The sequence below is a fragment of the Pseudomonas sp. BF-R-30 genome (assembly GCF_019956175.1).
Lineage (GTDB): Bacteria > Pseudomonadota > Gammaproteobacteria > Pseudomonadales > Pseudomonadaceae > Aquipseudomonas > Aquipseudomonas jessenii.
Map to the genome: position 1 here is coordinate 195,762 of NZ_JAHBDE010000075.1, position 26,376 is coordinate 222,137.

General features: G+C 60.0%; 18 protein-coding genes and 1 pseudogene. 14 read left to right on the forward strand and 5 right to left on the reverse strand.

Annotated elements, in window-relative coordinates; all coding sequences use genetic code 11:
- Window positions 1–159: 159 nt before the first annotated feature.
- Complete coding sequence (gene glnA / locus KGB20_RS27790) at window positions 160–1,566, reverse strand: type I glutamate--ammonia ligase (RefSeq protein WP_008002929.1); 1,407 nt, start codon at window positions 1,564–1,566, stop codon at window positions 160–162.
- Between the two features lie 328 nt (window positions 1,567–1,894).
- Between glnA and thiI the strand changes: the two genes are divergently transcribed.
- Both thiI and typA read left to right on the forward strand, forming a co-directional pair.
- Window positions 1,895–3,349, forward strand: coding sequence for a tRNA uracil 4-sulfurtransferase ThiI (gene thiI, locus KGB20_RS27795; RefSeq protein ID WP_090452611.1), 1,455 nt, complete (start codon window positions 1,895–1,897; stop codon window positions 3,347–3,349).
- A gap of 139 nt (window positions 3,350–3,488) precedes the next feature.
- Entirely contained in the window at window positions 3,489–5,309 is a 1,821-nt protein-coding gene (gene typA, locus KGB20_RS27800; protein WP_057712399.1) for a translational GTPase TypA, read from the forward strand.
- A 220-nt stretch (window positions 5,310–5,529) separates the two neighbouring features.
- Here typA and KGB20_RS27805 read toward each other — a convergent pair whose 3' ends face one another.
- A complete protein-coding gene (locus tag KGB20_RS27805) occupies window positions 5,530–5,967 on the reverse strand; it encodes a YkgJ family cysteine cluster protein (protein ID WP_150811994.1) in 438 nt (145 codons plus the stop codon).
- A 255-nt stretch (window positions 5,968–6,222) separates the two neighbouring features.
- On the opposite strand from KGB20_RS27805, the gene KGB20_RS27810 reads away from it, so the two are divergent.
- The 5 genes from KGB20_RS27810 to KGB20_RS27830 all read left to right on the forward strand — a co-directional run bounded on the left by KGB20_RS27810 (window position 6,223) and on the right by KGB20_RS27830 (window position 15,463).
- Window positions 6,223–8,673 carry a glycogen/starch/alpha-glucan phosphorylase gene (locus KGB20_RS27810; protein WP_154910701.1) on the forward strand — a complete coding sequence of 817 codons (2,451 nt, stop codon included), beginning with the start codon at window positions 6,223–6,225 and terminating at the stop codon, window positions 8,671–8,673.
- A gap of 290 nt (window positions 8,674–8,963) precedes the next feature.
- Window positions 8,964–12,170 (forward strand): DUF2339 domain-containing protein, encoded by a 3,207-nt coding sequence (locus KGB20_RS27815; protein ID WP_154910700.1) that lies wholly within the window; start codon window positions 8,964–8,966, stop codon window positions 12,168–12,170.
- Complete coding sequence (locus KGB20_RS27820) at window positions 12,167–13,540, forward strand: DUF3999 domain-containing protein (RefSeq protein WP_154861210.1); 1,374 nt, start codon at window positions 12,167–12,169, stop codon at window positions 13,538–13,540. Before KGB20_RS27815 ends, KGB20_RS27820 begins: the two co-directional genes overlap by 4 nt.
- A 306-nt stretch (window positions 13,541–13,846) precedes the next feature.
- Window positions 13,847–14,857 (forward strand): class 1 fructose-bisphosphatase, encoded by a 1,011-nt coding sequence (locus tag KGB20_RS27825; protein ID WP_150811990.1) that lies wholly within the window; start codon window positions 13,847–13,849, stop codon window positions 14,855–14,857.
- A gap of 3 nt (window positions 14,858–14,860) precedes the next feature.
- Window positions 14,861–15,463, forward strand: a complete 603-nt coding sequence (locus KGB20_RS27830; RefSeq protein ID WP_154861209.1) for a DUF924 family protein — start codon at window positions 14,861–14,863, stop codon at window positions 15,461–15,463.
- A 117-nt stretch (window positions 15,464–15,580) separates the two neighbouring features.
- Here the strand turns inward: KGB20_RS27830 and KGB20_RS29405 are convergent, their stop codons facing one another.
- Together KGB20_RS29405 and KGB20_RS29410 are read right to left on the reverse strand one after the other, a co-directional pair.
- Window positions 15,581–16,345: a methyl-accepting chemotaxis protein gene (locus KGB20_RS29405; protein WP_371318464.1), complete on the reverse strand. Its 765-nt coding sequence runs from the start codon at window positions 16,343–16,345 to the stop codon at window positions 15,581–15,583.
- A 93-nt stretch (window positions 16,346–16,438) separates the two neighbouring features.
- Window positions 16,439–17,473 (reverse strand): annotated as a pseudogene (locus KGB20_RS29410) (cache domain-containing protein); the annotation flags it as partial.
- 281 nt (window positions 17,474–17,754) lie between these two features.
- On the opposite strand from KGB20_RS29410, the gene KGB20_RS27840 reads away from it, so the two are divergent.
- Together KGB20_RS27840 and KGB20_RS27845 are read left to right on the forward strand one after the other, a co-directional pair.
- Entirely contained in the window at window positions 17,755–18,009 is a 255-nt protein-coding gene (locus KGB20_RS27840; protein ID WP_007975531.1) for a hypothetical protein, read from the forward strand.
- A gap of 30 nt (window positions 18,010–18,039) precedes the next feature.
- Window positions 18,040–18,609 (forward strand): lipocalin family protein, encoded by a 570-nt coding sequence (locus tag KGB20_RS27845; protein ID WP_057712393.1) that lies wholly within the window; start codon window positions 18,040–18,042, stop codon window positions 18,607–18,609.
- Window positions 18,610–18,731: 122 nt separating this feature from the next.
- Here the strand turns inward: KGB20_RS27845 and KGB20_RS27850 are convergent, their stop codons facing one another.
- Window positions 18,732–20,096, reverse strand: coding sequence for a formimidoylglutamate deiminase (locus KGB20_RS27850; protein ID WP_154861207.1), 1,365 nt, complete (start codon window positions 20,094–20,096; stop codon window positions 18,732–18,734).
- A 146-nt stretch (window positions 20,097–20,242) separates the two neighbouring features.
- Here KGB20_RS27850 and hutC point away from each other — a divergent pair, with 146 nt between their 5' ends.
- From hutC to KGB20_RS27875, 5 genes are all read left to right on the forward strand, one after another.
- Complete coding sequence (hutC, locus tag KGB20_RS27855) at window positions 20,243–20,953, forward strand: histidine utilization repressor (protein ID WP_173677901.1); 711 nt, start codon at window positions 20,243–20,245, stop codon at window positions 20,951–20,953.
- Window positions 20,950–21,519: a HutD family protein gene (locus tag KGB20_RS27860; RefSeq protein WP_150811987.1), complete on the forward strand. Its 570-nt coding sequence runs from the start codon at window positions 20,950–20,952 to the stop codon at window positions 21,517–21,519. The genes hutC and KGB20_RS27860 overlap by 4 nt, the downstream gene beginning before the upstream one ends.
- Before the next feature lie 497 nt (window positions 21,520–22,016).
- Window positions 22,017–23,699: a urocanate hydratase gene (hutU, locus tag KGB20_RS27865; protein ID WP_102672710.1), complete on the forward strand. Its 1,683-nt coding sequence runs from the start codon at window positions 22,017–22,019 to the stop codon at window positions 23,697–23,699.
- 164 nt (window positions 23,700–23,863) lie between these two features.
- Window positions 23,864–25,333 carry a purine-cytosine permease family protein gene (locus KGB20_RS27870; RefSeq protein ID WP_057712389.1) on the forward strand — a complete coding sequence of 490 codons (1,470 nt, stop codon included), beginning with the start codon at window positions 23,864–23,866 and terminating at the stop codon, window positions 25,331–25,333.
- 69 nt (window positions 25,334–25,402) lie between these two features.
- On the forward strand, window positions 25,403–26,371 hold the full coding sequence (locus KGB20_RS27875; RefSeq protein WP_057712388.1) for an ABC transporter substrate-binding protein: 969 nt from the start codon (window positions 25,403–25,405) through the stop codon (window positions 26,369–26,371).
- The last annotated feature ends 5 nt before the right edge of the window (window positions 26,372–26,376 follow it).

The following is a 26,376-nucleotide window of genomic DNA, read 5'->3' on the forward strand; positions in this document are numbered from 1 at the left end:
AGGCGCCAGTACATTCAAGATCTATGTGTCAGACAGATTGCTTTCGCGAGCAAGCCCGCTCCCACAGGGTACTTTGTCGGCCATTGAATCGCAGGCAATAAAAAAGGCCTCCCGAAGGAGGCCTCTTTTTGTCACGCCGCGTGCCGCGACGCTACCGGATCAGCAGCTGTAGTACAGCTCGTATTCCAGTGGGTGTACGAAGGTACGTACCTTGATTTCTTCTTCGCTTTTCAGGGCGATGTAAGCGTCGATGAAGTCGTCGCTGAAAACGCCGCCTTTGGTCAGGAACGCACGACCTTTGTCCAGCTCTTCCAGGGCTTCTTTCAGGCTGCCGCAAACTTGTGGGATCTCTTTGGCCTCTTCAGGCGGCAGGTCGTACAGGTTTTTGTCAGCGGCGTCGCCAGGGTGGATCTTGTTCTGGATGCCGTCCAGGCCAGCCATCAACAGTGCGGCGAAGCACAGGTACGGGTTGGCAGCCGGATCCGGGAAGCGTGCTTCGATACGACGGGCTTTCGGGCTCGACACGTAAGGAATACGGATCGAAGCGGAACGGTTGCGAGCCGAGTAGGCCAGCATCACTGGAGCTTCGAAGCCTGGAACCAGACGCTTGTAGGAGTTGGTCGCCGGGTTGGTGAAGCCGTTCAGGGCCTTACCGTGCTTGATGATGCCGCCGATGAAGTACAGGGCGGTGTCGGACAGGCCGGCATAGCCTTCGCCAGCGAAGGTGTTCTTGCCATCTTTCCAGATGGACATGTGTACGTGCATACCCGAGCCGTTGTCGCCGTACAGAGGCTTAGGCATGAAGGTCGCGGTGCGGCCGTAGGCATCGGCAACGTTGTGCACGACGTACTTCAGGGTTTGGGTTTCGTCGGCTTTCTTCACCAGGGTGTTGAACTTGACGCCGATTTCGTTCTGGCCGGCAGTCGCCACTTCGTGGTGGTGAACTTCGACGGTCAGGCCCATTTCTTCCAGTGCGTTGCACATGGAGGTACGGATTTCGTGGTCGTGGTCGAACGGCGGAACCGGGAAGTAGCCGCCTTTGACGCCTGGACGGTGGCCTTTGTTGCCGCCTTCGATGTCCTGGTCGGACATCCACGAACCTTGTTCGGAGTAGATCTTGAACATGGAGCCGGAAATGTCGGACTTGAACTTCACCTGGTCAAAGATGAAGAACTCTGGCTCCGGACCTGCGTATACGGTGTCACCGATAGCGGTGGCTTTCAGGTGCTCTTCGGCGCGCTTGGCGATCGCACGTGGGTCGCGGTCGTAGCCTTGCATGCTCGAAGGCTCGATGATGTCGCAGACCAGGATCAGGGTCGGCTCTTCGGTGAACGGATCCAGAACAGCGGTGGAGTCGTCCGGCATCAGGATCATGTCGGAGGCTTCGATGCCTTTCCAGCCGGCGATGGAGGAGCCGTCGAACATTTTGCCGACTTCGAAGAAGTCGTCATCCAGCGCATCGCGAGCCGGCATGGTCACGTGGTGCTGAGTGCCTTTGGTGTCCGTGAAGCGCAGATCAATCCACTTGACGTCATGATCTTTGATGAGTTGAACCGACTTCGACATAGTGTCCTCCGGGTGTATTAGGGCTGGTAGTGGATGCCCTTAAATGTTTGTGATGCCGGCGCGAATACTCTGCCAAGGCAACCTGCCTCACAAGGGAGCAAATTGCATGCCAGTGCCCCAGCATGGATTTTTTGCCCCAAAATCACGCTTGAGAGGGCGTTTTGCCCTTTAAAGCAGAAAAGCTCGCCCTGTTATGTGGCGTCATATCCAATAAATGACCTGTTTTGGTGCGCGCGAAACCTTCTGCACATTAACTGGTTAAACCTTGAGCAATTTCCGCTATAATCCGCGCCCCCCTTTTTCGGCAGGCCATGCGCGCGCTGTTTCCATGAAATTAATCGTAAAAGTCTTCCCCGAGATCACCATCAAGAGTCGACCTGTCCGGACGAAATTTATCCGCCAGTTGGCCAAAAACATCCGCGCCGTGCTCCGTGATCTGGACCCGGTCGTGGTGGTGAACGGCGTGTGGGACAATCTCGAGCTGGAAACCCGTGTTACCGACCCGAAAGCCTTGAAAGAGATGGGTGAGCGCCTGACCTGCATGCCGGGCATCGCGCACTTTCTGCAGATCGACGAGTACCCGCTGGGCGACTTCGACGACATCACCGAAAAGTGCAGGCAGCACTACGGCGATGCGCTGGCCGGGAAAATTTTCTCGGTGCGCTGCAAGCGTGCGGGCAAGCACACGTTCAGCTCGATGGACGTCGAAAAATACGTCGGCAGCAAGCTGCGTCGCGAGTGCGGCGCCGCCGGGATCGACCTGAAAGCGCCGGAAATCGAAGTCCGGATCGAAGTTCGCGACCAACGGTTGTTCGTGATCCACAGCCAGCACAACGGCATCGGCGGATATCCGCTGGGCGCGCTGGAGCAGACCCTGGTGCTGATGTCCGGTGGCTTCGACTCTACCGTAGCGGCCTACCAGATCATGCGCCGCGGCCTGATGGCGCATTTTTGCTTCTTCAATCTGGGCGGACGTGCCCACGAACTGGGCGTCATGGAAGTCGCGCATTTCATCTGGAAGAAGTACGGCAGCTCCCAGCGCGTGCTATTTGTCAGTGTGCCGTTCGAAGAAGTGCTGGGCGAAATTCTCGGCAAAGTCGATAACAGTCATATGGGCGTAGTATTGAAGCGTATGATGTTGCGCGCTTCCTCCCAAATTGCCGATCGACTGCACATCGACGCACTGGTCACCGGTGAGGCGATCTCCCAGGTGTCGAGCCAGACGCTGCCGAACCTGTCAGTGATCGACTGCGTGACCGAAAAGCTGGTACTGCGCCCGCTGATCGCCAGTCACAAGCAGGACATTATCGACACAGCAATCGAAATCGGCACCGCCGATTTCGCCCGGCACATGCCGGAATACTGCGGTGTCATCTCGGTCAATCCGAAGACCGCGGCCAAGCGCTATCGCGTCGAGCATGAAGAGAAAGAATTCGATATGGCGGTACTCGAGCGTGCGCTCGAAAACGCCAAGCTGGTGCCGATCGATCGCGTGATCGATGAACTGGGCCAGGACTTGCAGATTGAAGAAGTCAGCGAAGCGCTGGCCGGTCAGATCGTCATCGACATCCGTCACCCGGATGCCGCTGAAGACGACCCGCTGGACCTCGCTGGCATCGAGGTACAAACGATGCCGTTTTATGCAGTGAACGCTCGTTTCAAGGAACTGGACCCTACTCGCCAGTACCTGCTGTATTGCGACAAAGGCGTGATGAGTCGCCTGCATGCCCACCATTTGCTCAGTGAGGGGCATGCCAATGTGCGCGTTTATCGACCGAGCTAAGTGCCCGGGGCTGTTTGCCTGTGGCCTGCGTCACCGGCCCCCCGATGCCACCGTCAAGCTGTAACGGCTTTCACGGACGCTACTGTTAATCGCTGCCAAGACTTGTCAGCACACCGAATCCTCTGATCGAGATACACAAGTGATCGAAAATCTACGCAACATCGCCATCATTGCCCACGTTGACCATGGTAAGACCACCCTGGTAGACAAACTCCTGCGTCAATCCGGCACCCTGGAGCGCAACGAGCTCAACGACGAGCGCGTGATGGACTCCAACGACCAGGAGAAAGAGCGCGGTATTACCATTCTGGCGAAAAACACCGCCATCAACTGGAACGGCTACCACATCAACATCGTGGACACCCCGGGCCACGCCGACTTCGGCGGCGAAGTTGAACGCGTAATGTCGATGGTCGACTCCGTTCTGCTGCTGGTTGACGCTCAAGACGGCCCTATGCCGCAAACCCGTTTCGTGACCAAGAAGGCTTTCGAAGCCGGCCTGCGTCCGATCGTGTGCATCAACAAGGTTGACCGTCCAGGCGCGCGTCCGGACTGGGTTCTGGACCAGATCTTCGACCTGTTCGACAACCTGGGTGCCACCGAAGAACAGCTGGACTTCAAAGTCGTCTACGCCTCGGCCCTGAACGGTATTGCCGGTCTGGACCACACCGAAATGGCTGAAGACATGACCCCGCTGTACCAGTCGATCGTCGACAACGTACCGGCGCCGGCTGTTGACCGTGAAGGTCCGTTCCAGATGCAGATCTCCGCACTGGACTACAACAGCTTCCTGGGTGTTATCGGTGTTGGCCGTATCGCTCGTGGTCGCGTCAAGCCGAACACCCCGGTTGTGGCTATCGGTGCCGACGGCAAGAAGCGTAACGGTCGTATCCTGAAGCTGATGGGTCACCACGGTCTGCACCGCATCGACGTTGAAGAAGCTGCAGCAGGCGATATCGTGTGCATCAGCGGTATGGACTCGCTGTTCATCTCCGACACCCTGTGCCACCCGGACACGGTCGAAGCGATGAAGCCGCTGACCGTCGACGAGCCAACCGTTTCCATGACCTTCCAGGTAAACGACTCGCCATTCTGCGGTAAAGAAGGCAAGTTCGTGACTTCCCGTAACATCAAGGAACGTCTGGACAAAGAGCTGCTGTACAACGTTGCACTGCGCGTTGAAGAAGGCGACTCGGCTGACAAGTTCAAGGTTTCCGGCCGTGGCGAACTGCACCTCTCGGTACTGATCGAAACCATGCGTCGCGAAGGCTTCGAAATGGCTGTAGGCCGTCCGGAAGTGATCATCCGTCTGGTTGACGGCGTGAAGCACGAACCGTTCGAAAACGTCACCATCGACCTGCCGGAAGAATCCCAGGGCAAGGTGATGGAAGAGATGGGCCTGCGTAAAGGCGACCTGACCAACATGGTGCCGGATGGCAAGGGCCGTGTACGTCTGGAATACAACATCCCTGCTCGCGGTCTGATCGGTTTCCGTAACCAGTTCCTGACCCTGACCAACGGTGCTGGCATCCTGACCTCGATCTTCGACCGTTACGACGTGATGAAGTCCGGCGACATGTCCGGCCGTCAGAACGGCGTTCTGGTTTCGGTTGAAACCGGCAAGGCACTGACCTACTCCCTGGAAACCCTGCAGGCGCGTGGCAAGCTGTTCGTAGAACACGGTCAGGAAATCTACAACGGTCAGATCGTTGGTCTGAACAGCCGTGACAACGACCTGGGCGTTAACCCTACCAAGGGCAAGAAGCTCGACAACATGCGTGCTTCGGGTAAAGACGAAACCATCGCTCTGGTTCCACCTGTTCGCTTCACCCTGGAACAGGCTCTGGAATTCATCCAGGACGACGAGCTGTGTGAAGTAACTCCTAAGTCCATCCGTCTTCGCAAGAAGATCCTGGACGAAAGCGAGCGTACCCGCGCTGCCAAGAAAGCCAAGGCATAAGATTTAGCCCTGGCTGAACGAAAACGCCCCCGGTCGAGAGACCGGGGGCGTTTTTGTTTGTCTGGGGTTTATGCGGTGTTTGTGCTGGCCTCTTCGCGGGCAAGCCCGCTCCCACATTGGATCTTCAGTGAACACTTGATTTGTGTACATCAGAGATCCCCTGTGGGAGCGGGCTTGCTCGCGAAGGCGGCGGATCAACCGCCGCAGAAATCAGGAAATATCAGAACCGCTCAATCGACCGAGAATTCTGCACACGCTCCACTTCCTTGGGCTTGTACGCGCAATACCCCGGCCGCGGGCCGATTTTCGGGTGATTGCGGCAAGTATCCGGGCGCTTATCATAAATAGTGCACAGACGGCTCTTACGATCCAGGTACAGGCAATCGTTGTTGCTCATGCGCTGGAGGGTAAAGATTCCTGACTTCTGATTGAAGCGTTCGACCAAACCTTCCTTTTGCAGGCGCTTGGCGATGTTCTTCGGCGGATCACCCAGCTCGAACTCATCGACCACGCCGATGCGGATCAGATCCTTGATCTTGACCTCGACGGGCAGGGTGCAGCAGCTGGACATGCACGAGCCGCACATCGGGGCAGAGTACTTGGCCCAGGTATCGAGGCGGTCGATCTCTGCGGCAGCGATCAGGTTCGGCTTCATCATCGTTTGTTACCAGCGTGTGCATCAGGGCGCGCGATCATACCGGGACTGGTGGATTTTTGAACAACCTTTCGCCAGATTTTTTCACGGCCGGCCAATAAACCGCTAATCCGGCACGGCCCCTGCATTGAATCAGGTACACGACAATGTATTGCCGACCCGATTCGCCCTTACAGGAAAAACTGCCGAACCAGAGCCTCTACCGCCTGTCAGACCGTCTAGGCTCAGACAACTCCAAGCTCGCTCGAGGTCCTATCGATGACTCAAGAACCACTTGTTCGCGAAGCAGAGGTGGCCGCATTCCGCGACGCCGTCTTGACCAAACTCACTTATGCAGTGGGTAAAGACCCGGATCACGCCTTCGACCACGACTGGTTCGAAGCCATTGCCCTGGCCGCGCGGGATCACATGGTCGAGCACTGGATGGACCACACGCGGCAGATCTACCGCAAAGGTCAGAAGCGCGTCTATTACCTCTCCCTGGAATTTCTCATCGGTCGGCTGTTGTTCGACAGCCTGAGCAATCTCGGCCTGCTCGACGTGGCCCGCGAAGCCCTGACCGAACTCGGCGTCGACCTTGAGCGCATCCGCACGCTGGAGCCCGATGCGGCCCTGGGCAACGGCGGCCTCGGGCGTCTGGCGGCGTGTTTCCTGGAAAGCATGTCGACCCTCGGCATCGCCGGTCATGGCTACGGCATCCGCTATGAGCACGGGTTGTTCCGCCAGGCGATTGTCGATGGCTGGCAGCAGGAGCAGACCGAACACTGGCTGGATTTCGGCAACCCGTGGGAGTTCGAGCGGCCGGAAGTGGCTTACACCATCGGTTTCGGCGGCAGTGTCGAGACCCTGACCGACGACACCGGCAAATCCCGACAAGTCTGGTCCCCGGCGGAAACCGTGCGAGCGATTGCCTACGACACGCCGGTGGTCGGCTGGCGCGGGGCGAGCGTCAACACGCTGCGCCTGTGGCGTGCCCGGGCCATGGAAGATCTGCACCTGGAGCGTTTCAACGCCGGTGACCACCTGGGCGCCGTGGCCGAAGTGGCCAGGGCCGAAAGCATCTCCCGGGTGCTGTACCCGGCGGACAGCACCGAGGCCGGCCAGGAGTTGCGCCTGCGCCAGGAGTACTTCTTCGTCGCCGCCTCGTTGCAGGATCTGCTGCGCCGCCATCGCAACATGCACACCTCGGTGCTGACCCTGGGCGATCACGCCTCTATCCAGCTCAACGACACTCACCCCTCGATTGCCGTGGCTGAACTGATGCGGCAACTGGTCGACGTTTATGACGTGGCGTGGGACGCCGCGTGGCAGGTCACCGTCGATACGCTGTCCTACACCAACCACACATTGCTGCCCGAAGCGCTGGAAACCTGGCCGGTCGGCTTGATGGAACGCATGTTGCCGCGGCACATGCAGATCATTTACCTGATCAACGCCCACCACATCGACTCCCTGCGGGCCAAAGGCATTCACGACTTCGACGTACTGCGCGCGGTGTCGCTGATCGAGGAAGACAACGGTCGCCGGGTGCGCATGGGCAACCTGGCGTTTCTCGGGTCCCACAGCATCAACGGTGTGTCCGGGCTACATACGCAGCTGATGCGTCAAACGGTGTTCTCCGAACTGCACAAGCTCTACCCGGAGCGGATCAACAACAAAACCAACGGCATCACCTTCCGCCGCTGGTTGTATCAGGCCAACCCCGAGCTGACCTCGATGCTGGTCGATGCCCTTGGCCCCGAGGTGCTGGACAACCCGGAAGAGCGTTTGCTCGCCCTTGAACCGTTCGCCGAGAAAAGTGCATTCCGCAAGGCGTTTGCCGAGCAACGCCTGCACAGCAAGAAAGCCCTGGCGTACCTGATTCATGAGCGACTGGGCGTGGCGGTCAACCCGGCGGCGATGTTCGACGTGCAGGTCAAGCGAATCCACGAGTACAAACGCCAGTTGCTCAACCTGATGCACACCGTGGCGTTGTACCAGGCGATTCGCGCGGAGCCTGAAATCGACTGGGTGCCACGGGTGAAAATCTTCGCCGGCAAGGCGGCCGCGAGTTATCACCAGGCCAAGCTGATCATCAAGCTGACCAACGACATCGCCCGGGTGGTGAACAACGACCCGACCGTGCGCGGCTTGCTCAAAGTGGTGTTCCTGCCCAACTACAACGTCAGCCTGGCGGAGAGCATCATTCCGGCGGCGGATTTGTCCGAGCAGATCTCCACCGCCGGGTTCGAAGCGTCAGGCACCAGCAACATGAAATTCGGCCTGAACGGCGCGCTGACTATCGGCACCCTGGATGGGGCCAACGTGGAAATGAGCGAGCGCATCGGCACCGAGCACATGTTTATCTTTGGTCTCAGCGCGCAGCAGGTGGAGGCGCGCAAACAGAATCATGAGTTCAGCGCGGTGCCGGATATCGCCGCGTCCCATCGTCTGAACGATGTGCTGCAAGCGATTCGTGGTGGGGTGTTCTCGCCGGACGATCCGTCCCGTTACACCGGATTGATCGATTCGCTGGTGGACTACGATCGCTTCCTGGTCTGCGCCGACTTCGATTCCTACTGGCACGCCCAGATGCGCGTCGAAGCCCATTGGCACGATTCGAAGGAGTGGTGGCGCTCGGCGGTGTTGAACACGGCGCGGATGGGCTGGTTCTCGTCGGACCGGACCATTCGCGAGTACGCCACGGAAATCTGGAAGGCACTGGAGTAGTTTTCAGCCAGAACTGCGAGCAAGGCCCGGTTGTTGACGGGCTGGGTCGATATACTAGGCGCTGGATTACCGGGCGGCAGGGTTGATCAGATTCTGAACACACCACAATCCCTTGTGGGAGCGAGCTTGCTCGCGATAGCGCACTGACATTCAACATTAATGCTGAATGTTATGGCCTCATCGCGAGCAAGCTCGCTCCTACACTGGGTTGTGGTGTTTTCGCACTAGACTGATCAGACACTGTACCGCTTGGACTTGCCTCATGATGGGGCCGCTTAGGGATATCGACCATGCAATGGATGTTCATGCTGATAGGGCTGGTGCTCGGCTGGATACTCGACGAGTCATTCAGCGATGCGCTGCTGGGCGCGTTATTCGGATTGGGTATCGGCCAGGCCCTTCGCATGGCTCGCATGGACTCGCAGGCAGTCGAGCAGCAGCGTTTGCTGGAACAGGCGCAGGTAGCGCTGCAGGCGGTCGAGCAACGGCTGGCGCTGCTCGAAGCATCGGGCGTCAAGGCGCCGGAAACCCGCGAGCCACTTGTCTCACCTGAAACCATCCTCGATGAAGCGCCTGCCGCAGCCCCGGAGTTGGTCTGGGAGCTGCCGCCCGAACTCGAGCCGATCGCCGCAGCGGCCACCGAAACCAACCGTTCGCAGCCCGCCGATGCCTGGAAGCCCGAGCCGATCGCTCACCAGGCACAACCACCTGTCCCTCCGCGTGGCCCGAACCTTATCGATCGCGCCATCAGCCGTGCCCGAGCCTGGTTGTTCGGTGGCAATACCGTGTTGCGGGTCGGCGTGGTGCTGTTGTTCCTCGGCCTGGCCTTTTTGCTGCGCTATGCCACCGAAGGCGTGGTGGTGCCGGTTGAGTTGCGGTACGCAGGCGTTGCGGCGGCAGCCTTGGGGTTGCTCGGGCTAGGCTGGTGGTTACGGGCGCGCAACAGCAGTTATGCGTTGATCCTGCAAGGGGCCGGGATCGCCGTGTTGTACCTGACGGTGTTTGCCGCGATGCGCCTGCATCCGCTGCTCGATCCCACGGCGGGGTTTGGCCTGCTGGTGGCGGTGACAGTCTGTTCGGCGATTCTCGCCATTACCCAGGACTCCCTGGGGTTGGCCGCCGCGGCCGCACTGGGCGGATTCGCCGCGCCGCTGCTGGCCTCCACCGGCGCCGGCAGCCACGTCGCGCTGTTCAGCTATTTTGCCCTGCTCAACGCCGGCATCTTCGCCATCGCCTGGTTCAAGGCCTGGCGGCTGTTGAATGTCATCGGGTTCAGCGGCACCTTCGGCATCGGTTTCGCCTGGGGCCTGCGTTCCTACTCGCCGGAGCAGTTGTGGAGCACCGAGCCGTTTCTGATTTTGTTTTTCCTGATGTACCTGGCCATTGGTCTGCTGTTCGCCCGGCGCAGGCTGCTGGAAATGAGCGATGCACCGGCAGAGAGCAGTCGCGAATCGCTGCTGCAATGGTCGGCGCGCAAGGGCGACTACGTCGACGGCACGCTGCTGTTCGGTCCGCCGCTGGTGGGTTTCGGCTTGCAGTTCGCCCTGGTGCAGCATCTGGAGTTCGCTGCGGCGTTCAGTGCCTTGGCGCTGGGCATGATTTACATGGGACTTGCCCGTTGGCTGATGGCCGGGCGCACGCTGTTGCTGGGGGAAACCTGCCTGGCCTTGGGCGTGATCTTCACCAGCCTGGCGATTCCGCTGGGGCTCGATGCACGCTGGACGACCGCGGCGTGGGCGGTGGAGGGCGCGGGGATCTTCTGGCTCGGCCTTCGCCAGCAAAGGCCCCTGGCCCGGGCGTTTGCCTTGCTCCTGCAACTGGGCTCGGCGCTGGTGTTTCTCAGCGAGCTGCACAACAGCGAGAGCAGCCTGCTCGGTGGTGTACCGCTAGGCGCGCTGTTACTGGGCATTGCGTTGTTGTTCAGCTTCTACCAGTTGCGTAAAGCCTTGCCGGAGCAGATCAGGCCTTGGGAGCTAAAAGGCCTGCCAGTCCTGGCGTGCCTCGGGCTGGCGTTTCTCTATTTGCTGGCGCCGTTGTTTTTCTTCAGCCACGGCACGGTGATCGGTTGGGCCTTGGCCGGGGCGTTGACGTTGTTGGTTGGCTTGCGCCTGCCATCGCGCACATTCGTGTTCACCGCGCTCGCTGTGCAACTGTTGGGTGGTGCACTGTTCCTGGCGACGGGGCCGCTGTTCAGTGAAGGGCTGAGTCCCCTGGCTCATGCCGGATTCTGGGCGCCGCTGGTGTTGGGGCTGGCAGCGATGGTCGGGGCCTGGCGTCTGCAGATAGGTCCTTCGCCCGAAGCATTCGAAGGGCTGAGCCTGTTGCGATTGTCCCAGGCGTTGCTGGTGTGGGGCGCGGGCTGGTGGGCGTTGGCCTGGGTCATCGAAGTGCTGCATTTTGCGTCGCTGCCGATGCAGGCGACTTTGTTGTTGAGCGTCGCAGCTGTGAGTGTTGCGCTGTGGGCGGTGTTGGCGCTGCGCCTGAAATGGCCATCACTGGGGGTGCTCGGTACGGTGTTGATTCCCGCGGCGGCGCTGGTGCTGCTGGCGACCTGGCACTCGCGTTACCACCCGGCGGCCGACGTCGGCTGGCTGGCGTGGGCCGCCGTGTTCGTGGTGCATTTCATGTCCCTGCGACGCCTGGCGCCCATGCTGCCAGCACGCGTGACGAGTGTCGCCCATGTGCTCGGCTGTTGGCTGTTGATGGGGGTGCTGGCGCTGGAGCTGCGTTATGGCTTGCTGGTGTTGTCCGAGCAATACAACGCTTGGCGCTGGTTGGGTTGGGCGATTCTGCCAAGTCTGTATCTGGTTCTGATGGCGGCGCCTCGCGCGTGGCCGTGGCCGGTGGCGGCGTACTCGAGGGAATACCGTGTATACGCCGCCGCGCCGCTGGCGTTGCTGATGCTCGGCTGGTTCTGGCTGGCGAATGTCGCCAGTGACGGCAACGCCGAGCCACTGCCCTACGTGCCATTGATCAACCCGCTGGAGCTGGGCCTGTTGTTCGCGCTGTTCGGCATCTATGTCTGGTCCCGCAGCGCCATGACACAACTGTCGCTGCACAAGGATTACGCCGCCATCGCCACGCAAGGGGTCGCAGGTGCCTCGCTGTTCGTGTTCTTTACGGCATTGGTAATGCGTACGGCGCACCATTGGAGCGGGGTGCCGTTCGAGCTGGACCTGTTGTTGGCGTCGATGCGGGTGCAAGCCGGGTTGTCCATCGTCTGGACCTTGATGGCCCTGAGCCTGATGATCGGTGGCCATTTGCGTCGCCACCGCGAAGTCTGGTTGATCGGCGCCGCCTTGATAGGTGTGGTCGTGGCTAAGCTGTTCTTTGTCGAATTGAGTAATCGCGGCGGGCTGGCGCGGATCGTGTCGTTTATCGGTGTCGGCGTGTTGCTGCTGGTGGTGGGCTATTTCGCCCCGCTGCCGCCCAAGCGTGCCGAAGCTGTGCCGGATGTCGAGAAACCGGTCCCGGAATCCGAAGGAGTGTCGTCTTGAGTCAGAAGCTGAACCTGGGTTGGTTGGGCGCTGTTGCCATGGGCGTAGTGTTGTCGGCGGTTGCCCAGGAAAAACCGGCGGACTTCACCACCCAAGTGCCTTTGTCGGTGACGGGCGAAGGGCCCTGGTATCGCCTTGAGCTGCCCCTGAACGTACAACTGAATGCACGGCAGGCCGACCTGAGCGATGTGCGTGTGTTCAATGCGGCGGGCGAAGTTCAGGCGTATGCCCTGGCCCGGGAAACGGCGCGGAGCAATGAAGCGCGCACCTTGACCGAGGTGAAATGGTTTCCGTTGTACAACTCGGTGGACGCCACTGAAACCGCGCCGAGCGTGCGGGTGCAATCGAGCACCAACGGCACATTGGTCGAGGTGCAGCCCTCCAGTCAGCTGGAGGCGGGTGAGGAAGAGCTGCGCGGCTGGTTGCTCGACGCTTCGGCTATCAAGGCGCCGTTGCAGCAGTTGGTTCTGGACTGGAGCAGCGAGCGCGACGGCTTCCAGCGTTTCACCATCGAAGCTAGCGACGATTTGCAGCATTGGCAGTCCTGGGGCGAAGGGCAGGTGGCGCGCCTGACTTTTTCCGACGAGCGGGTCGAACAGCATGAAGTCAACCTTCCGGGCCAGTCGGCACGCTACCTGCGATTACTGTGGATCACGCCGCATTCGGCACCGACACTGACTTCGGCGCAACTACAGAGCGCCAGTACCCGCAGCCTGCCGCTGCCGTTGGTCTGGTCCCAAGGGTTGACCGGCAGCAGTGTGAAGGCGGGTGAATACACCTGGCAGTTGCCGATGGGGCTGAATGTCGAGCGGGTGCAGGTCGAGTTGAGCCAGCCCAACAGTCTGGCGCCAGTGCGCCTGGCCGGCCGTCGCGACAGCAGTCTGCCATGGCAGTCGTTGGGCAGCGGTTTGCTCTATCGCCTGGCCCAGAACGGTCAGGATGTGGTGCAAAACGAATTGCAGTTGTCCGGGCAAATCGTCCAGCAATTGAAGCTGACCGTGGACGAACGCGGTGGCGGCCTGGGTGATCGGGCGCCGACGCTGAAGTATGCCGTGCGTGCCACACAACTGGTGTTCCTGGCGCGCGGGCCTGGGCCTTACACGCTGGTCGTGGGGAATTCGACGGCGAAGGCGGCGAACTTGCCGCTGTCGACGCTGATTCCGGATTACAGCCCGGCGAAGCTCGCGACCTTGGGCAGGGCCATTGTGGATGTCGGGGCGGTGGTTTCGAATGCATCGACAGAGAAAACGCTGGCGACGACGGACATCTCCTGGAAGAAGTTCGGCTTGTGGGCGGTGTTGTTGCTCAGTGTCCTGTTCCTGGCGGCGATGGCGTTCAGCTTGCTGCGCAAGCCCTCTGTCAAATCCTGAAGAAGGCTGGCGCTTCGCGCCATTCGCGAGCAAGCCCGCTCCCACACTGGATCTGCTTTGTGGCACAAATGGTGTGTGCACAGCTGGTCCAATGTGGGAGCGGGCTTGCTCGCGAATACGGACTACCGATCACCAAAGATATCGAAATCTGCTATCCATTGGAGCTCCACGCGCGGCCCATTTCCTACTACGCTCATCCCCGCACATGAACTCTCTTTGGCCGATCACGTCTGATAGGAGGAAATGCGCCCCGACTCGCGTTAAACTGCGCGGGTTTTTAGCCCCCCCATTCCACCGGAGCCTTCCATGTCCCGCGTTACCTTGAGTCGCTATTTGATTGAGCAGACCCGCAGCAACAACACTCCTGCCGATCTGCGCTTCCTGATCGAAGTGGTGGCGCGTGCCTGCAAGGAGATCAACCACGCCGTGTCCAAAGGCGCCCTGGGTGGCGTTCTGGGCAGCATGGGCACTGAAAACGTCCAGGGCGAAGTGCAGAAAAAGCTCGACGTGATCTCCAACGAGATCCTGCTCGAAGCCAACGAATGGGGCGGTCACCTGGCCGGCATGGCGTCCGAAGAAATGGACAATGCCTACCAGATCCCGGGCAAATACCCGAAAGGCGCGTACCTGCTGGTATTCGACCCGCTGGACGGTTCGTCGAACATCGACATCAACGCCCCGGTCGGCACCATTTTCTCGGTACTGCGTTGCCCGAACGAATACCTGAGCCAGAACGAGCCCTTGAATGAGAAGGCTTTCCTGCAGCCAGGCACCCAGCAAGTGGCCGCCGGTTACGCGATCTACGGCCCGCAGACCATGCTGATCCTGACCCTGGGCGACGGCGTGAAAGGTTTCACCCTGGACCGTGAGATGGGCAGTTTCGTACTGACCCACGAAAACATCACCATTCCTGAAACCACCCAGGAATTCGCCATCAACGCTTCCAACCAGCGTCACTGGGAAGCACCGGTACAGCGCTACGTCAGCGAATTGCTGGCCGGCGATGAAGGCCCGCTGAAAAAGAACTACAACATGCGCTGGGTTGCCGCGATGGTGGCTGACGTGCACCGCATCCTGACCCGTGGCGGTCTGTTCATGTACCCACGCGACAGCCGCGAGCCGTCGAAGCCGGGCAAACTGCGCCTGATGTACGAAGCCAACCCGATGTCGTTCCTGGTGGAACAGGCAGGCGGCGCGTCCACCGACGGCCACCAGCGCATCCTCGACATCCAGCCGGAAGGCCTGCACCAGCGTGTTGCGGTGTTCCTCGGTTCGAAAGAAGAAGTTGCCCGCGTCACGGCTTACCATAAGGAATAAACCATGACCGCGCCCTGGCAGCCGTTGCTTGATTGGTGGTTCGGAAGTTTCGGGTCAGCGAAGGAAGTGGCGGCGCAGAAGGGCAAGTTGTGGTTTGGCAAGCGCGACAGCCAGGACCTCGAAGCGCGTGAGCGTTTCGGGGGCCAGGCCGAGCAGGCACTGGCCGGCGGATTGACCGAGTGGATGCAATGTCCAGAAGGTTGGCTGGCCCTGGTGCTGTTGCTCGATCAAATCCCGCGAATGATCTTTCGCGATACTCCCAAAGCATTCTCCGGCGATTCCCGCGCACAGAAATTGGTAGCCCAAGGTATTGCGGCGGATTTCGATCGCCAGTTGCAGCCGATTCAGCGGGTGTTCATCTATCTGGTGTTCGAGCACAGCGAAAACCTCGCGGTGCAAAACGAAGGTGTCTCGCGCTATATCGAACTGGTGGCGCAGCAGCCTGAAGGTGACCGAACGCTGTTTGCCGATTACCTGGATTACGCCGAGCGGCATCAGAGGGTAATTGCGCAGTTTGGGCGGTTTCCCCATCGCAATGCGGTGTTGGGGCGGGAGTCTACGGCTGAGGAGTTGGCGTTTCTGTCGAAGCCTGGATCAAGCTTCTAGCTCTTCTTTGCGGCTGATTCCGTCTTCGCGAGCAAGCCCGCTCCCACAAGGGATTCGTGAACGACACAGATCCACTGTGGGAGCGGGCTTGCTCGCGAAGAGGCCCGCTACATCACCTCAAATCCTGAAGCTACCAACCAACTGCTTCAACCGCGCCGCCTGCTGCTCTAGATCGGCACACGCACGCAAGGTCGACTGCAGGTTCTCCACACCTTCCTGATTCAGCGTGTTGATTTCGGTGATGTCGACGTTGATCGACTCCACCACGGCGGTCTGTTCCTCGGTCGCGGTGGCCACCGATTGGTTCATGCCATCGATCTCCCCGATGCGTTGGGTCACGCTGCCCAGACGTTCACCCGCCTGGTTGGCGATGCCGACGCTGCTTTCGCTCTGGCGCTGGCTGTCGGTCATGATGCCCACCGCTGCCCGGGCACCGACTTGCAGCTCTTCGATCATCGTCTGCACTTGCTGCGCCGAGTCCTGGGTGCGGTGAGCGAGGTTGCGCACCTCATCGGCCACCACGGCAAAACCACGGCCGGCCTCGCCAGCACGGGCCGCTTCGATGGCGGCGTTGAGTGCCAGCAAGTTGGTCTGCTGGGAGATGCTGGTGATCACTTCCAGGATCTGCCCGATGTTGACCGTGTTGCTGTTGAGGGTCTCGATGTTGCCGCACGAGTCGCTGATCTTGGCCGACAGTTGCTGCATCGCTGCGATGGTCTTATCTACCACCTGTTGGCCGTCTTCGGCCAGGCTGCGGGCATCGCTGGAATGTTGCGAGGCGAGGGCGGCGTTCTGGGCGATTTCCTGGGCGGCGGCACCGAGCTGGTTGATCGCCGCGGCCACGCTGCTGGTGCGCGAGGCTTGCTGGTCGGAGTTGAACATCGACGAGTTCGAGGCGGCGACTACCCGCAGCGCCACTTCGTTGACTTGGCCGGTGGCCGAGGATACTTCGATGATCGAGGTATGGATGCGTTCGACGAAACGGTTGAACGACAGCCCCAGCGCGCCGAATTCGTCGTGGCCGTGAATGGTCAGGCGTTTGGTCAAGTCACCTTCGCCTTCGGCGATGTCATGCATAGCGCGACCCATGGTCAGCAGCGGTTGCATCAACAGGCTGATCAGCATGCCCAGCAGGGCGATGATGATCACCACCGCAATGACCATGGCGATGATCGCCGAGGTGCGGAATTCGCTGAGCATCGAGAACGCGGTTTCCTGGTCGAGTACCAGCGCTACGTACCAGTCCGCCGATGGCACGCCGTTGACGTGGGTGAATGAGATGAACTGGCGCTTGCCGTCGATCTCGACTTCCTTCATGCCCGGGCTGACTTTCGGCGCGCCGTTGGGGTAGGCCTCGGTCAGGTTCTTGAGTACCAGCTTGCTGTCCGGGTGAATCAGGATCTTGCCGTCGGCACCGACGATGAACGCATGGCCGTGACCGCCGAAGTTCAGCGAGTTGATGATCGCGCTGACGCTGGACAGGTCGATGTCGGCGCCGGCGACACCGATCATCTGGCCCAGGTGCTGCACCGGGGTGGCGACTGTGATCACCAGCTTGCCAGAGGAGGCGGCGATGTAGGGTTCGGTGACGATGGTCTGTTGCGCACTATTGGCCGCCTTGTACCAGCCACGGGCGCGCGGATCGTAGTCCGCCGCGCGGTTGCCCGCCGGGACCGAGAACATCACGCCGTCGGCGCCACCGAAGTAACTCAGCTGGAAGTTGCCGGTGTAGGCGGGCAGGTCGATGATTCGTTTCAGGCCAGCGGGAGCATTGCCGTCGGCGTTGATCTGTTGGGCCATCGACTGCAGCAATTGCATGCGGCTTTCCAGCCAGGTCTGGATGTTGCTGGTGGTCAGGCTGCCGAGCTCCTGCATCGAGGCTTCGGTACTGTTGCGCAAGGTTTCGCGTTGGCGATAGTCGTTGAACAGGATGAAACAAGCGAATGCGACGGCCACCACGAGGGCGGCAGCCAGCAAAATCTTGTGGCTGAACTTCATGTTTCTGGTCATGGATGAGCTACCGCAGAGGGGCTGTTCTACAAAATGAGGGAGCAAATGCCACTGACGTGGCTTTGCGTTGCATTTATGTCGACTGAACGGCGCCAAAGATTAGGCGAATTCTCTGAAAAACGACGAAATGCCCGATAAACAGGCAAAGTGGCTGATTTTCGGCAAAAGGCAGACGAGTGGCCCGATAAATAGCCTGTCGGGCAGGGAACCTGACAGGGGTTTTCTCTTCTAAGCTTCAGCTTGGCAGCCATGCCAATCCCCTACGCCCCCGGAGTTTCACCATGTCGTTGCGTTCCATCGCCCTGCTTTCATTCTGCGTATTGCTCGCTGCCTGCAGCAAGGTCAATCAGGAAAACTACTCGAAGCTCTCCGCCGGCATGGCCAAGGCCGATGTGGAGACCCTGTTGGGCAAACCCGCCGATTGTTCAGGCGCGCTCGGCATGTCCAGCTGCACCTGGGGCGACAAGAACAGCTTTATCAGCGTGCAGTTCGCCGGTGACAAAGTGCTGATGTTTTCCGGCCAAGGCCTGAAGTAAACCGGGGCGATCGCCCACGGGAGAAAAATAATGAAGCGGTTATTGATCATCCTTTTTGCCGGCCTGGTGTTGGCCGGCTGTGCCACGTCTGGCCAGGACCCATTGGCCCCCAAGACGGTCAATAGCGTCAACCTCAAGCGCTACCAGGGCACCTGGTACGAGCTGGCTCGTATGCCGATGTACTTCCAGCGCGACTGCGCGCAGTCCGAAGCCCATTACACGCTCAAGCCCGACGGCAACCTCGCAGTGCTGAACCGCTGCCTGACGGCACAGTGGCAATGGGAAGAGGTCAAGGGCACGGCTTATCCACAGGTACCCGGCAAGAGCGACAAGCTGTGGGTCGAGTTCGATACCTGGTTTTCCAGGCTGATCCCGGGTTCGGCGAAGGGCGAATACTGGGTGCTGTACGTCAGCGATGACTACAAGACCGCCATCGTCGGTGACCCGAGCCGCAAGTATCTGTGGCTGTTGTCGCGCACGCCGACCGTGAACGGTGTGGTGCGTGAGGAGTTGCTGAGCAAGGCACGTCAGCAGGGGTACGACACCACGCGGCTGATCTGGCGGGCCTCGGAAAAGCAGATGGCCGAGACCTCGAACTAACTGTCGGCACATATCCAAATGTGGGAGCGGGCTTGCTCGCGAAGAGGGTGTCATATTCAACAGAGATGTTGATTGACAGTCCGCCTTCGCGAGCAAGCCCGCTCCCACATTTTTGTTTTGTGTCAGCCCAGGAGTTCGCGCAGTACCTGGGTGAAGGCGCGACTGCTTTCTTCCTCGTCGGCATGCTGCCCGTCACGCACTACCCACTGGCCATTGACCAACACATCCCGCACCTGGCGATCGCCGCCGGCAAACAACCAGCGGTTGAGAATTCCGTCGCCGCTGGCCGTTGCCAGATACGGGTCGTTGCCATCGAGCACTAGCCAGTCGGCGCGCTTACCGACTTCCAGAGCGCCAATCGGCTGCCCCAGCGCCTGGGCACCACCATCCAGCGCGGCATCAAACAGCGTGCGGCCGACCATTGGCTGATCCGCGCCGTACAAACGATTACGCCGCTGATCACGCAGACGCTGGCCGTATTCCAGCCAGCGCAATTCTTCCACCACGCTCAATGACACGTGACTGTCGGAACCGATGCCCATGCGGCCGCCCTGGGCGAGGAAATCCACCGCCGGGAAAATCCCGTCGCCAAGGTTGGCTTCGGTGGTCAGGCACAGGCCGGCGATGGCGCGACTCCTGGCCATCGACGTGACTTCTTCCGGGTTGGCGTGGGTCGCGTGGACCAGGCACCAGCGCTGGTCGACTTCGACGTTTTCGTACAGCCATTGCAGCGGACGACGACCGCTCCAGGTCAGGCAGTCGTCGACTTCTTTCTGCTGCTCGGCAATGTGGATGTGCACCGGGCATTGTTTGTCGCTGGCGGCCAGCACTTCGCTGATCTGTTGCGGCGTGACCGCGCGCAGCGAGTGAAAACACAGGCCCAGGGCCTGCGCCGGCTGCTGCGCCAGGAGCGGTTGCAGGCGCGATTGCAGCTTGAGGTAATTTTCGGTGCTGTTGATGAAGCGACGCTGACCTTCGTTCGGAGTCTGGCCGCCGAAACCGGAGTGGCTGTAGAGCACCGGCAGCAGGGTCAAACCGATACCCGCGGAACCTGCGGCCTGGCTGATACGCAGGGCCAGTTCGGCCGGGTCCGCGTAAGGCTGGCCACTGATGTCATGGTGTACGTAATGAAATTCCGCCACCGATGTGTAACCGGCCTTGAGCATTTCGATGTACAGCTGACGGGCGATGACGCCGAGTTGTTCCGGGCTGATTTTTCCGACGAGGCGATACATCAGGTCGCGCCAGGTCCAGAAACTGTCGTTCGGATTTCCCGCCACTTCCGCCAGCCCGGCCATGGCCCGCTGGAAGGCGTGGGAGTGCAGGTTCGGCATGCCAGGCAGCAGCGGACCGCTCAACCGCTCGGCGCCATCTGCATGGGAATCGGCCTGGATATGGGTCAAAACGCCGTCGGCGCTGACCTCAAGACGTACATTGTTGGCCCATCCACTAGGCAGCAGCGCGCGTTCGGCAAAGAAGGCGGACATGGTTCAGCACCCCATCGTGTGTTATTTGTATATACATATACAGACGTTTGCCTGCCCGGTAAACTCCGGCAAGCTAGCAATCTCTTTTCAACGAACAAGGATTAACCGTGCCGACTCCGCCTCCAGTCTCTCCGTTGGCCGCGAACATGGGCGACAGTCCGGCGCCCTTGTACGCCCGCGTCAAACAAATGATCACCCAGCAAATCGACAGTGGAAACTGGCCGCCGCACTACCGCGTTCCGTCGGAAAGCGAGCTGGTCAGCCAGCTTGGCTTCAGTCGCATGACCATCAACCGCGCCCTGCGCGAGATGACCGCCGATGGCCTGCTGGTGCGCATGCAAGGCGTCGGCACGTTCGTCGCCGAGCCGAAAAGCCAGTCTGCACTGTTCGAGGTGCACAACATCGCCGACGAAATCGCCTCTCGCGGTCATCGCCACACCTGCAAGGTCATCACCCTTGAAGAAGAGGCCGCCGGCTCCGAGCGCGCCCTGGCCCTGGACATGCGCGAAGGGCAGAAGGTGTTCCACTCGCTGATCGTGCATTTCGAAAACGATATTCCGGTGCAAATCGAAGACCGTTTCGTCAATGCGCTGGTGGCGCCGGACTACCTCAAGCAGGATTTCACCCTGCAAACGCCCTACGCCTACCTGAACCAGGTCGCGCCGCTGACCGAAGGCGAGCACGTGGTCGAGGCGATCCTGGCCGAGTCGTCCGAATGCAAATTGCTGCAGATTGAAAAAGGCGAGCCGTGCCTGCTGATCCGTCGCCGCACCTGGTCCGGCCGTCAGCCGGTGACCGCCGCTCGCTTGATCCACCCCGGTTCCCGTCATCGTCTGGAAGGTCGGTTCCATAAATGAATGAGCTGAAAGTTTTACGCGCCAAGGATTACCCGCGCATGCCGTGGAAGAACGGCGGCGGCAGTACCGAAGAAATCACCCGCGATGCCGGCACCGGCCTGGACGGGTTTGGGTGGCGCCTGTCGATTGCCGACATCGGTGAATCGGGCGGGTTTTCCACCTTCGCCGGTTACGAGCGAGTGATCACTGTTTTGCAGGGTGACGGCATGAGCCTGACGGTGGATGGCCAGGATACTCGGCCACTGTTGCCGCTGGACCCGTTTGCCTTCAGCGGTGAAAGCAAGGTTTCCTGCACATTGCTCGGCGGTGCGATTCGCGATTTCAACCTCATTTACGCACCGCAGCGTTACGCCGCGCGGTTGCAGTGGTTGTCGGGCGAGCAGCGGTTTTTCAGTGAGGCGGGGACTGTGCTGGTCTTCAGCATCAGCGATGCGCTTGAAGTAAAGGTCGGTACCAGCGCTTCGCAACTGGGTCGCCACGATTGCCTGCAACTGGTCGGTAACACCGGATTGCTGGAAGTCTCCAGCAATGGCGCTTGCTGCGTGATCGAACTCATCGCACGCTGATACACCATCCCTGTAGGAGCGAGCTCGCTCGCGAATAACCCGAATTCGCCGCTGGGCATCTGGTTCTACGCGTTATCCTTCACGACCATCGCGAGCAAGCTCGGCTCCTACAGGGGGCCATGTTTGCCCGCGATGTTGTGCTACCCCTCAGACCGTTTCCGTCCGCGCACCAACTTGTTACCGAACGCCCCAGTGTGGCGCAAGACCACGCTCAAGTAACAACCCGCCTATCCTCCAAAAAATCCTCTCGAAAAATTTCATCTACGCCAAAACCCTTGTTCCAAGGGCTCTCCAGCTGTTTCCGAATTTTTCTTGAATGCTCATCCAGCAAGTTGGCCGCTTGATTGCATATGCTTGTATGTACAAGTAAAGACGTATGTGTATGAGTCACGAAGACTCAACCATCGTCCACTGATTCGCCGGTGTGCACTGATGCCCATTGGCTTGCTCGCCCACTGCCTGGGTTGGTTTGGATTGATTGCTGAGGAGTTCTTTTCGTGACCGAGAATAAACGTACCAAGTTTCGCGACGTCGAAATCCGTGCCGCACGCGGTAACAAGCTGACCGCCAAGAGCTGGCTGACTGAAGCGCCGCTGCGCATGCTGATGAACAACCTCGACCCGGAAGTCGCCGAGAACCCTAAAGAACTGGTGGTTTACGGTGGTATCGGTCGCGCTGCACGTAACTGGGAATGCTACGACAAGATCGTCGAAAGCCTGACCAACTTGAACGACGACGAGACCCTGCTGGTGCAATCCGGCAAGCCGGTCGGCGTGTTCAAGACCCACAGCAACGCCCCGCGCGTACTGATCGCCAACTCCAACCTGGTTCCTCACTGGGCGAGCTGGGAACACTTCAACGAACTGGACGCCAAAGGCCTGGCCATGTACGGCCAGATGACCGCCGGCAGCTGGATCTACATCGGCAGCCAGGGCATCGTCCAGGGCACCTACGAAACTTTCGTCGAAGCCGGTCGCCAACACTACAACGATGACCTCAAAGGTCGTTGGGTCCTGACCGCAGGTCTGGGCGGCATGGGTGGCGCCCAGCCTCTGGCTGCAACCCTGGCCGGCGCTTGCTCGCTGAACATCGAATGCCAGCAAGTCAGCATCGATTTCCGCCTGAAAAGCCGCTACGTCGACGAGCAAGCCAAAGACCTCGACGACGCACTGGCCCGCATCGCCAAATACACCAAAGAAGGCAAGGCGATTTCCATCGCTCTGCTGGGCAACGCCGCTGAAATCCTGCCTGAACTGGTCAAGCGCGGTGTGCGTCCGGACATGGTCACCGACCAGACCAGCGCCCACGACCCGCTCAATGGCTACCTGCCAGCCGGCTGGACCTGGGACGAATACCGCGCTCGCGCCAAGACCGAACCTGCCGCCGTGATCAAAGCCGCCAAGCAATCGATGGCCGTGCACGTTAAAGCGATGCTCGACTTCCAGAAGCAAGGCATCCCGACCTTCGACTACGGCAACAACATCCGTCAGATGGCGCAAGAAGAAGGCGTGGAAAACGCATTCGACTTCCCGGGCTTCGTACCGGCCTACATCCGTCCGCTGTTCTGCCGTGGTATCGGCCCGTTCCGTTGGGCGGCACTGTCGGGCAACGCTGAAGACATCTACAAGACCGACGCCAAGGTCAAGGAACTGATCCCGGACGACGCCCACCTGCACAACTGGCTGGACATGGCCCGCGAGCGCATCAGCTTCCAGGGTCTGCCGGCACGTATCTGCTGGGTTGGCCTGGGCCTGCGTGCCAAGCTGGGTCTGGCGTTCAACGAAATGGTGCGCAGCGGCGAGTTGTCCGCACCAATCGTGATCGGTCGCGACCACCTGGACTCCGGTTCGGTATCGAGCCCGAACCGTGAAACCGAATCGATGCAGGACGGTTCCGACGCCGTGTCCGACTGGCCACTGCTCAACGCTCTGCTCAACACCGCGAGCGGCGCGACCTGGGTGTCCCTGCACCACGGCGGCGGCGTCGGTATGGGCTTCTCCCAGCACTCGGGCATGGTGATTGTCTGCGACGGTACCGATGAAGCAGCCGAGCGTATTGCTCGCGTTCTGCACAACGACCCGGCCACCGGTGTCATGCGTCACGCCGATGCCGGTTACCAGATCGCCATCGACTGCGCCAAGGAACAAGGGCTGAACCTGCCGATGATTACCGGCAAGTAACGCTGTACGGCTTTATGTGGGAGCGAGCTTGCTCGCGATGAGGCCGGCACATTCAACACTTGTGCTGGCTGACAGATTGCTATCGCGAGCAAGCTCGCTCCCACAGAAAAGCAGATCACAACGACGCTCAGTGAACTATTAGAACAATCCACAGAGGTTGAACCATGGCTGTTAACAGCGAACGTGCAGGCAACAAACCGTTGATCGAGAAGCGTTCGATCGACTACATCCCGGAAGCGGAAAGACACGGTCGTCTGTTTAGCCAGTTCACCCTGTGGATGGGTGCCAACCTGCAAATCACCGCGATTGTCACCGGCGCATTGGCCGTGGTCCTTGGCGGTGATGTGTTCTGGTCGTTGATCGGTCTGTTGATCGGTCAATTACTGGGTGGTGGCGTGATGGCGCTGCATGCGGCGCAAGGCCCCAAGCTTGGCCTGCCGCAGATGATTTCCAGCCGGGTACAGTTCGGCGTGTACGGCGCGGCCATCCCGATCGTGCTGGTCTGCTTGATGTACCTGGGCTTCACCGCAACGGGAACCGTGTTATCCGGCCAGGCGCTGGGCCAGTTGTTTGGCGTCAGCGACAGCGTCGGTATCCTCATTTTTGCCAGTGTCATCGTGCTGGTCACGGTGCTCGGTTATCGGGTGATCCATTGGATCGGCCGTGTTGCCAGCGTCATCGGTGTGATTGCCTTCGTTTATCTGTTCTGGCGCCTGATGAGCCAGACCGACGTCGGCGCTCTCCTGCAAATCCGTCACTTCAGCTGGAGCAGCTTCCTGCTGGCGGTGTCGCTCGCGGCGTCCTGGCAGATCGCGTTCGGCCCTTACGTGGCTGACTACTCACGCTACCTGCCGAGCAATATTTCCTCGGTGAAGACCTTTTTCGCCGCAGGTGCGGGTTCGGTCATTGGCGCACAGGTGGCGATGGTCCTCGGCGTGTTCGCTGCCGCTTCGGCCAACGGGCAATTCGCCGGTCACGAAGTGGCCTACATCGTTGGTCTGGGCGGTACCGGTGCCACTGCTGCGCTGCTGTACTTCAGCATCGCGTTCGGCAAGGTCACCATCTCCACGCTGAACTCCTACGGTAGCTTCATGTGCATTGCGACCATCATCAGCGGTTTCCGTGGCGACCTGAAGGTGACGCACTTGCAGCGTCTGGTCTTCGTGCTGGTCATCGTCGGTGCTGCGACCCTGATGGCGTTGCTCGGTCAGCACTCGTTCCTCGGCGCGTTCAAGTCTTTCATCCTGTTCTTGCTAGCGTTCTTTACCCCCTGGAGCGCGATCAATCTGGTGGACTACTACTGCATCACTCGCGAGCGCTATGACGTACCGGCTCTGGCCGATCCGAATGGTCGCTACGGTCGTTGGAACCTCCTCGGTATCAGCGTCTATGTGTTCGGTGTGCTGGTGCAGCTGCCGTTCATCTCCACTAAGTTCTATACCGGTCCGCTGGTGGCGGCCCTGGGTGATGTGGATATTTCCTGGGTCATCGGCCTGGTGCTTCCCGCCGCCCTGTATTACCTGTGTGCAAAAAAATGGCACGGCACAGTGCCTGATCGTTTGATCCTGCCGGTCGAGCAGGGCGCGATCACCGAACAAAAGCTGAATGTCGGTCGCGCTGCGGCGCAGGCCTGATTGGACGTGGACAGGGCTGGATGCCTCTTGACTGCCGTAAGCCAATTCATGATTAGGAGCGTCATAACAATGAAATCGAACAAGACCCTGCTGACCGCATTGCTTTCCATGGGCCTGCTGGCCAGCGCTGGCGCCACTCAGGCGGCGGGTTGGTGCGAGTCGGGCAAACCGGTGAAGTTCGCCGGTTTGAACTGGGAAAGCGCCATGCTGCTGACCGACGTGATGCAAGTCGTGCTGGAGAAAGGCTACGACTGCAAGACCGACAGCCTGCCGGGCAACTCCATCACCATGGAAAACGCCCTGAGCAGCAACGACATTCAAGTGTTTGCCGAAGAGTGGGTCGGCCGCAGCGAAGTCTGGAACAAGGCCGAGAAGGCCGGCAAAGTCGTCGGTGTCGGCGCCCCGGTTGTTGGCGCAATCGAAGGCTGGTACGTGCCGCGCTACGTGATCGAAGGCGACGCCAAGCGTAAGCTGGAAGCCAAGGCTCCGGACCTGAAAAACATTGCTGACCTGGGCAAATACTCGGCGGTGTTCAAGGACGCCGAAGAGCCTTCCAAGGGCCGTTTCTACAACTGCCCGGCCGGCTGGACCTGTGAGCTGGACAACAGCGAAATGCTGAAAAGCTACGGCCTGGAAAGCACCTACACCAACTTCCGCCCAGGTACCGGCCCGGCGCTGGATGCCGCTGTGCTGTCGAGCTACAAGCGTGGCGAGCCGATCCTGTTCTACTACTGGTCGCCAACGCCTTTGATGGGCCAGATCGACGCGGTGAAACTCGAAGAGAAACCAGGCGTGAACAAGACAGTGACCATCAAGGTCGGCTTGTCCAAGACGTTCCACGACGAAGCGCCTGAACTGGTGGCCGTGCTGGAAAAGGTCAACGTGCCAATCGACCTGCTGAACCAGAACCTTGGGCGCATGACCAAAGAGCGGATCGAATCACCAAAACTGGCCAAGATCTTCCTGAAGGAACATCCTGAAGTCTGGCACGCATGGGTGAGCGAAGACGCAGCCAAGAAAATCGACGCGGCCTTGTAGGTTGG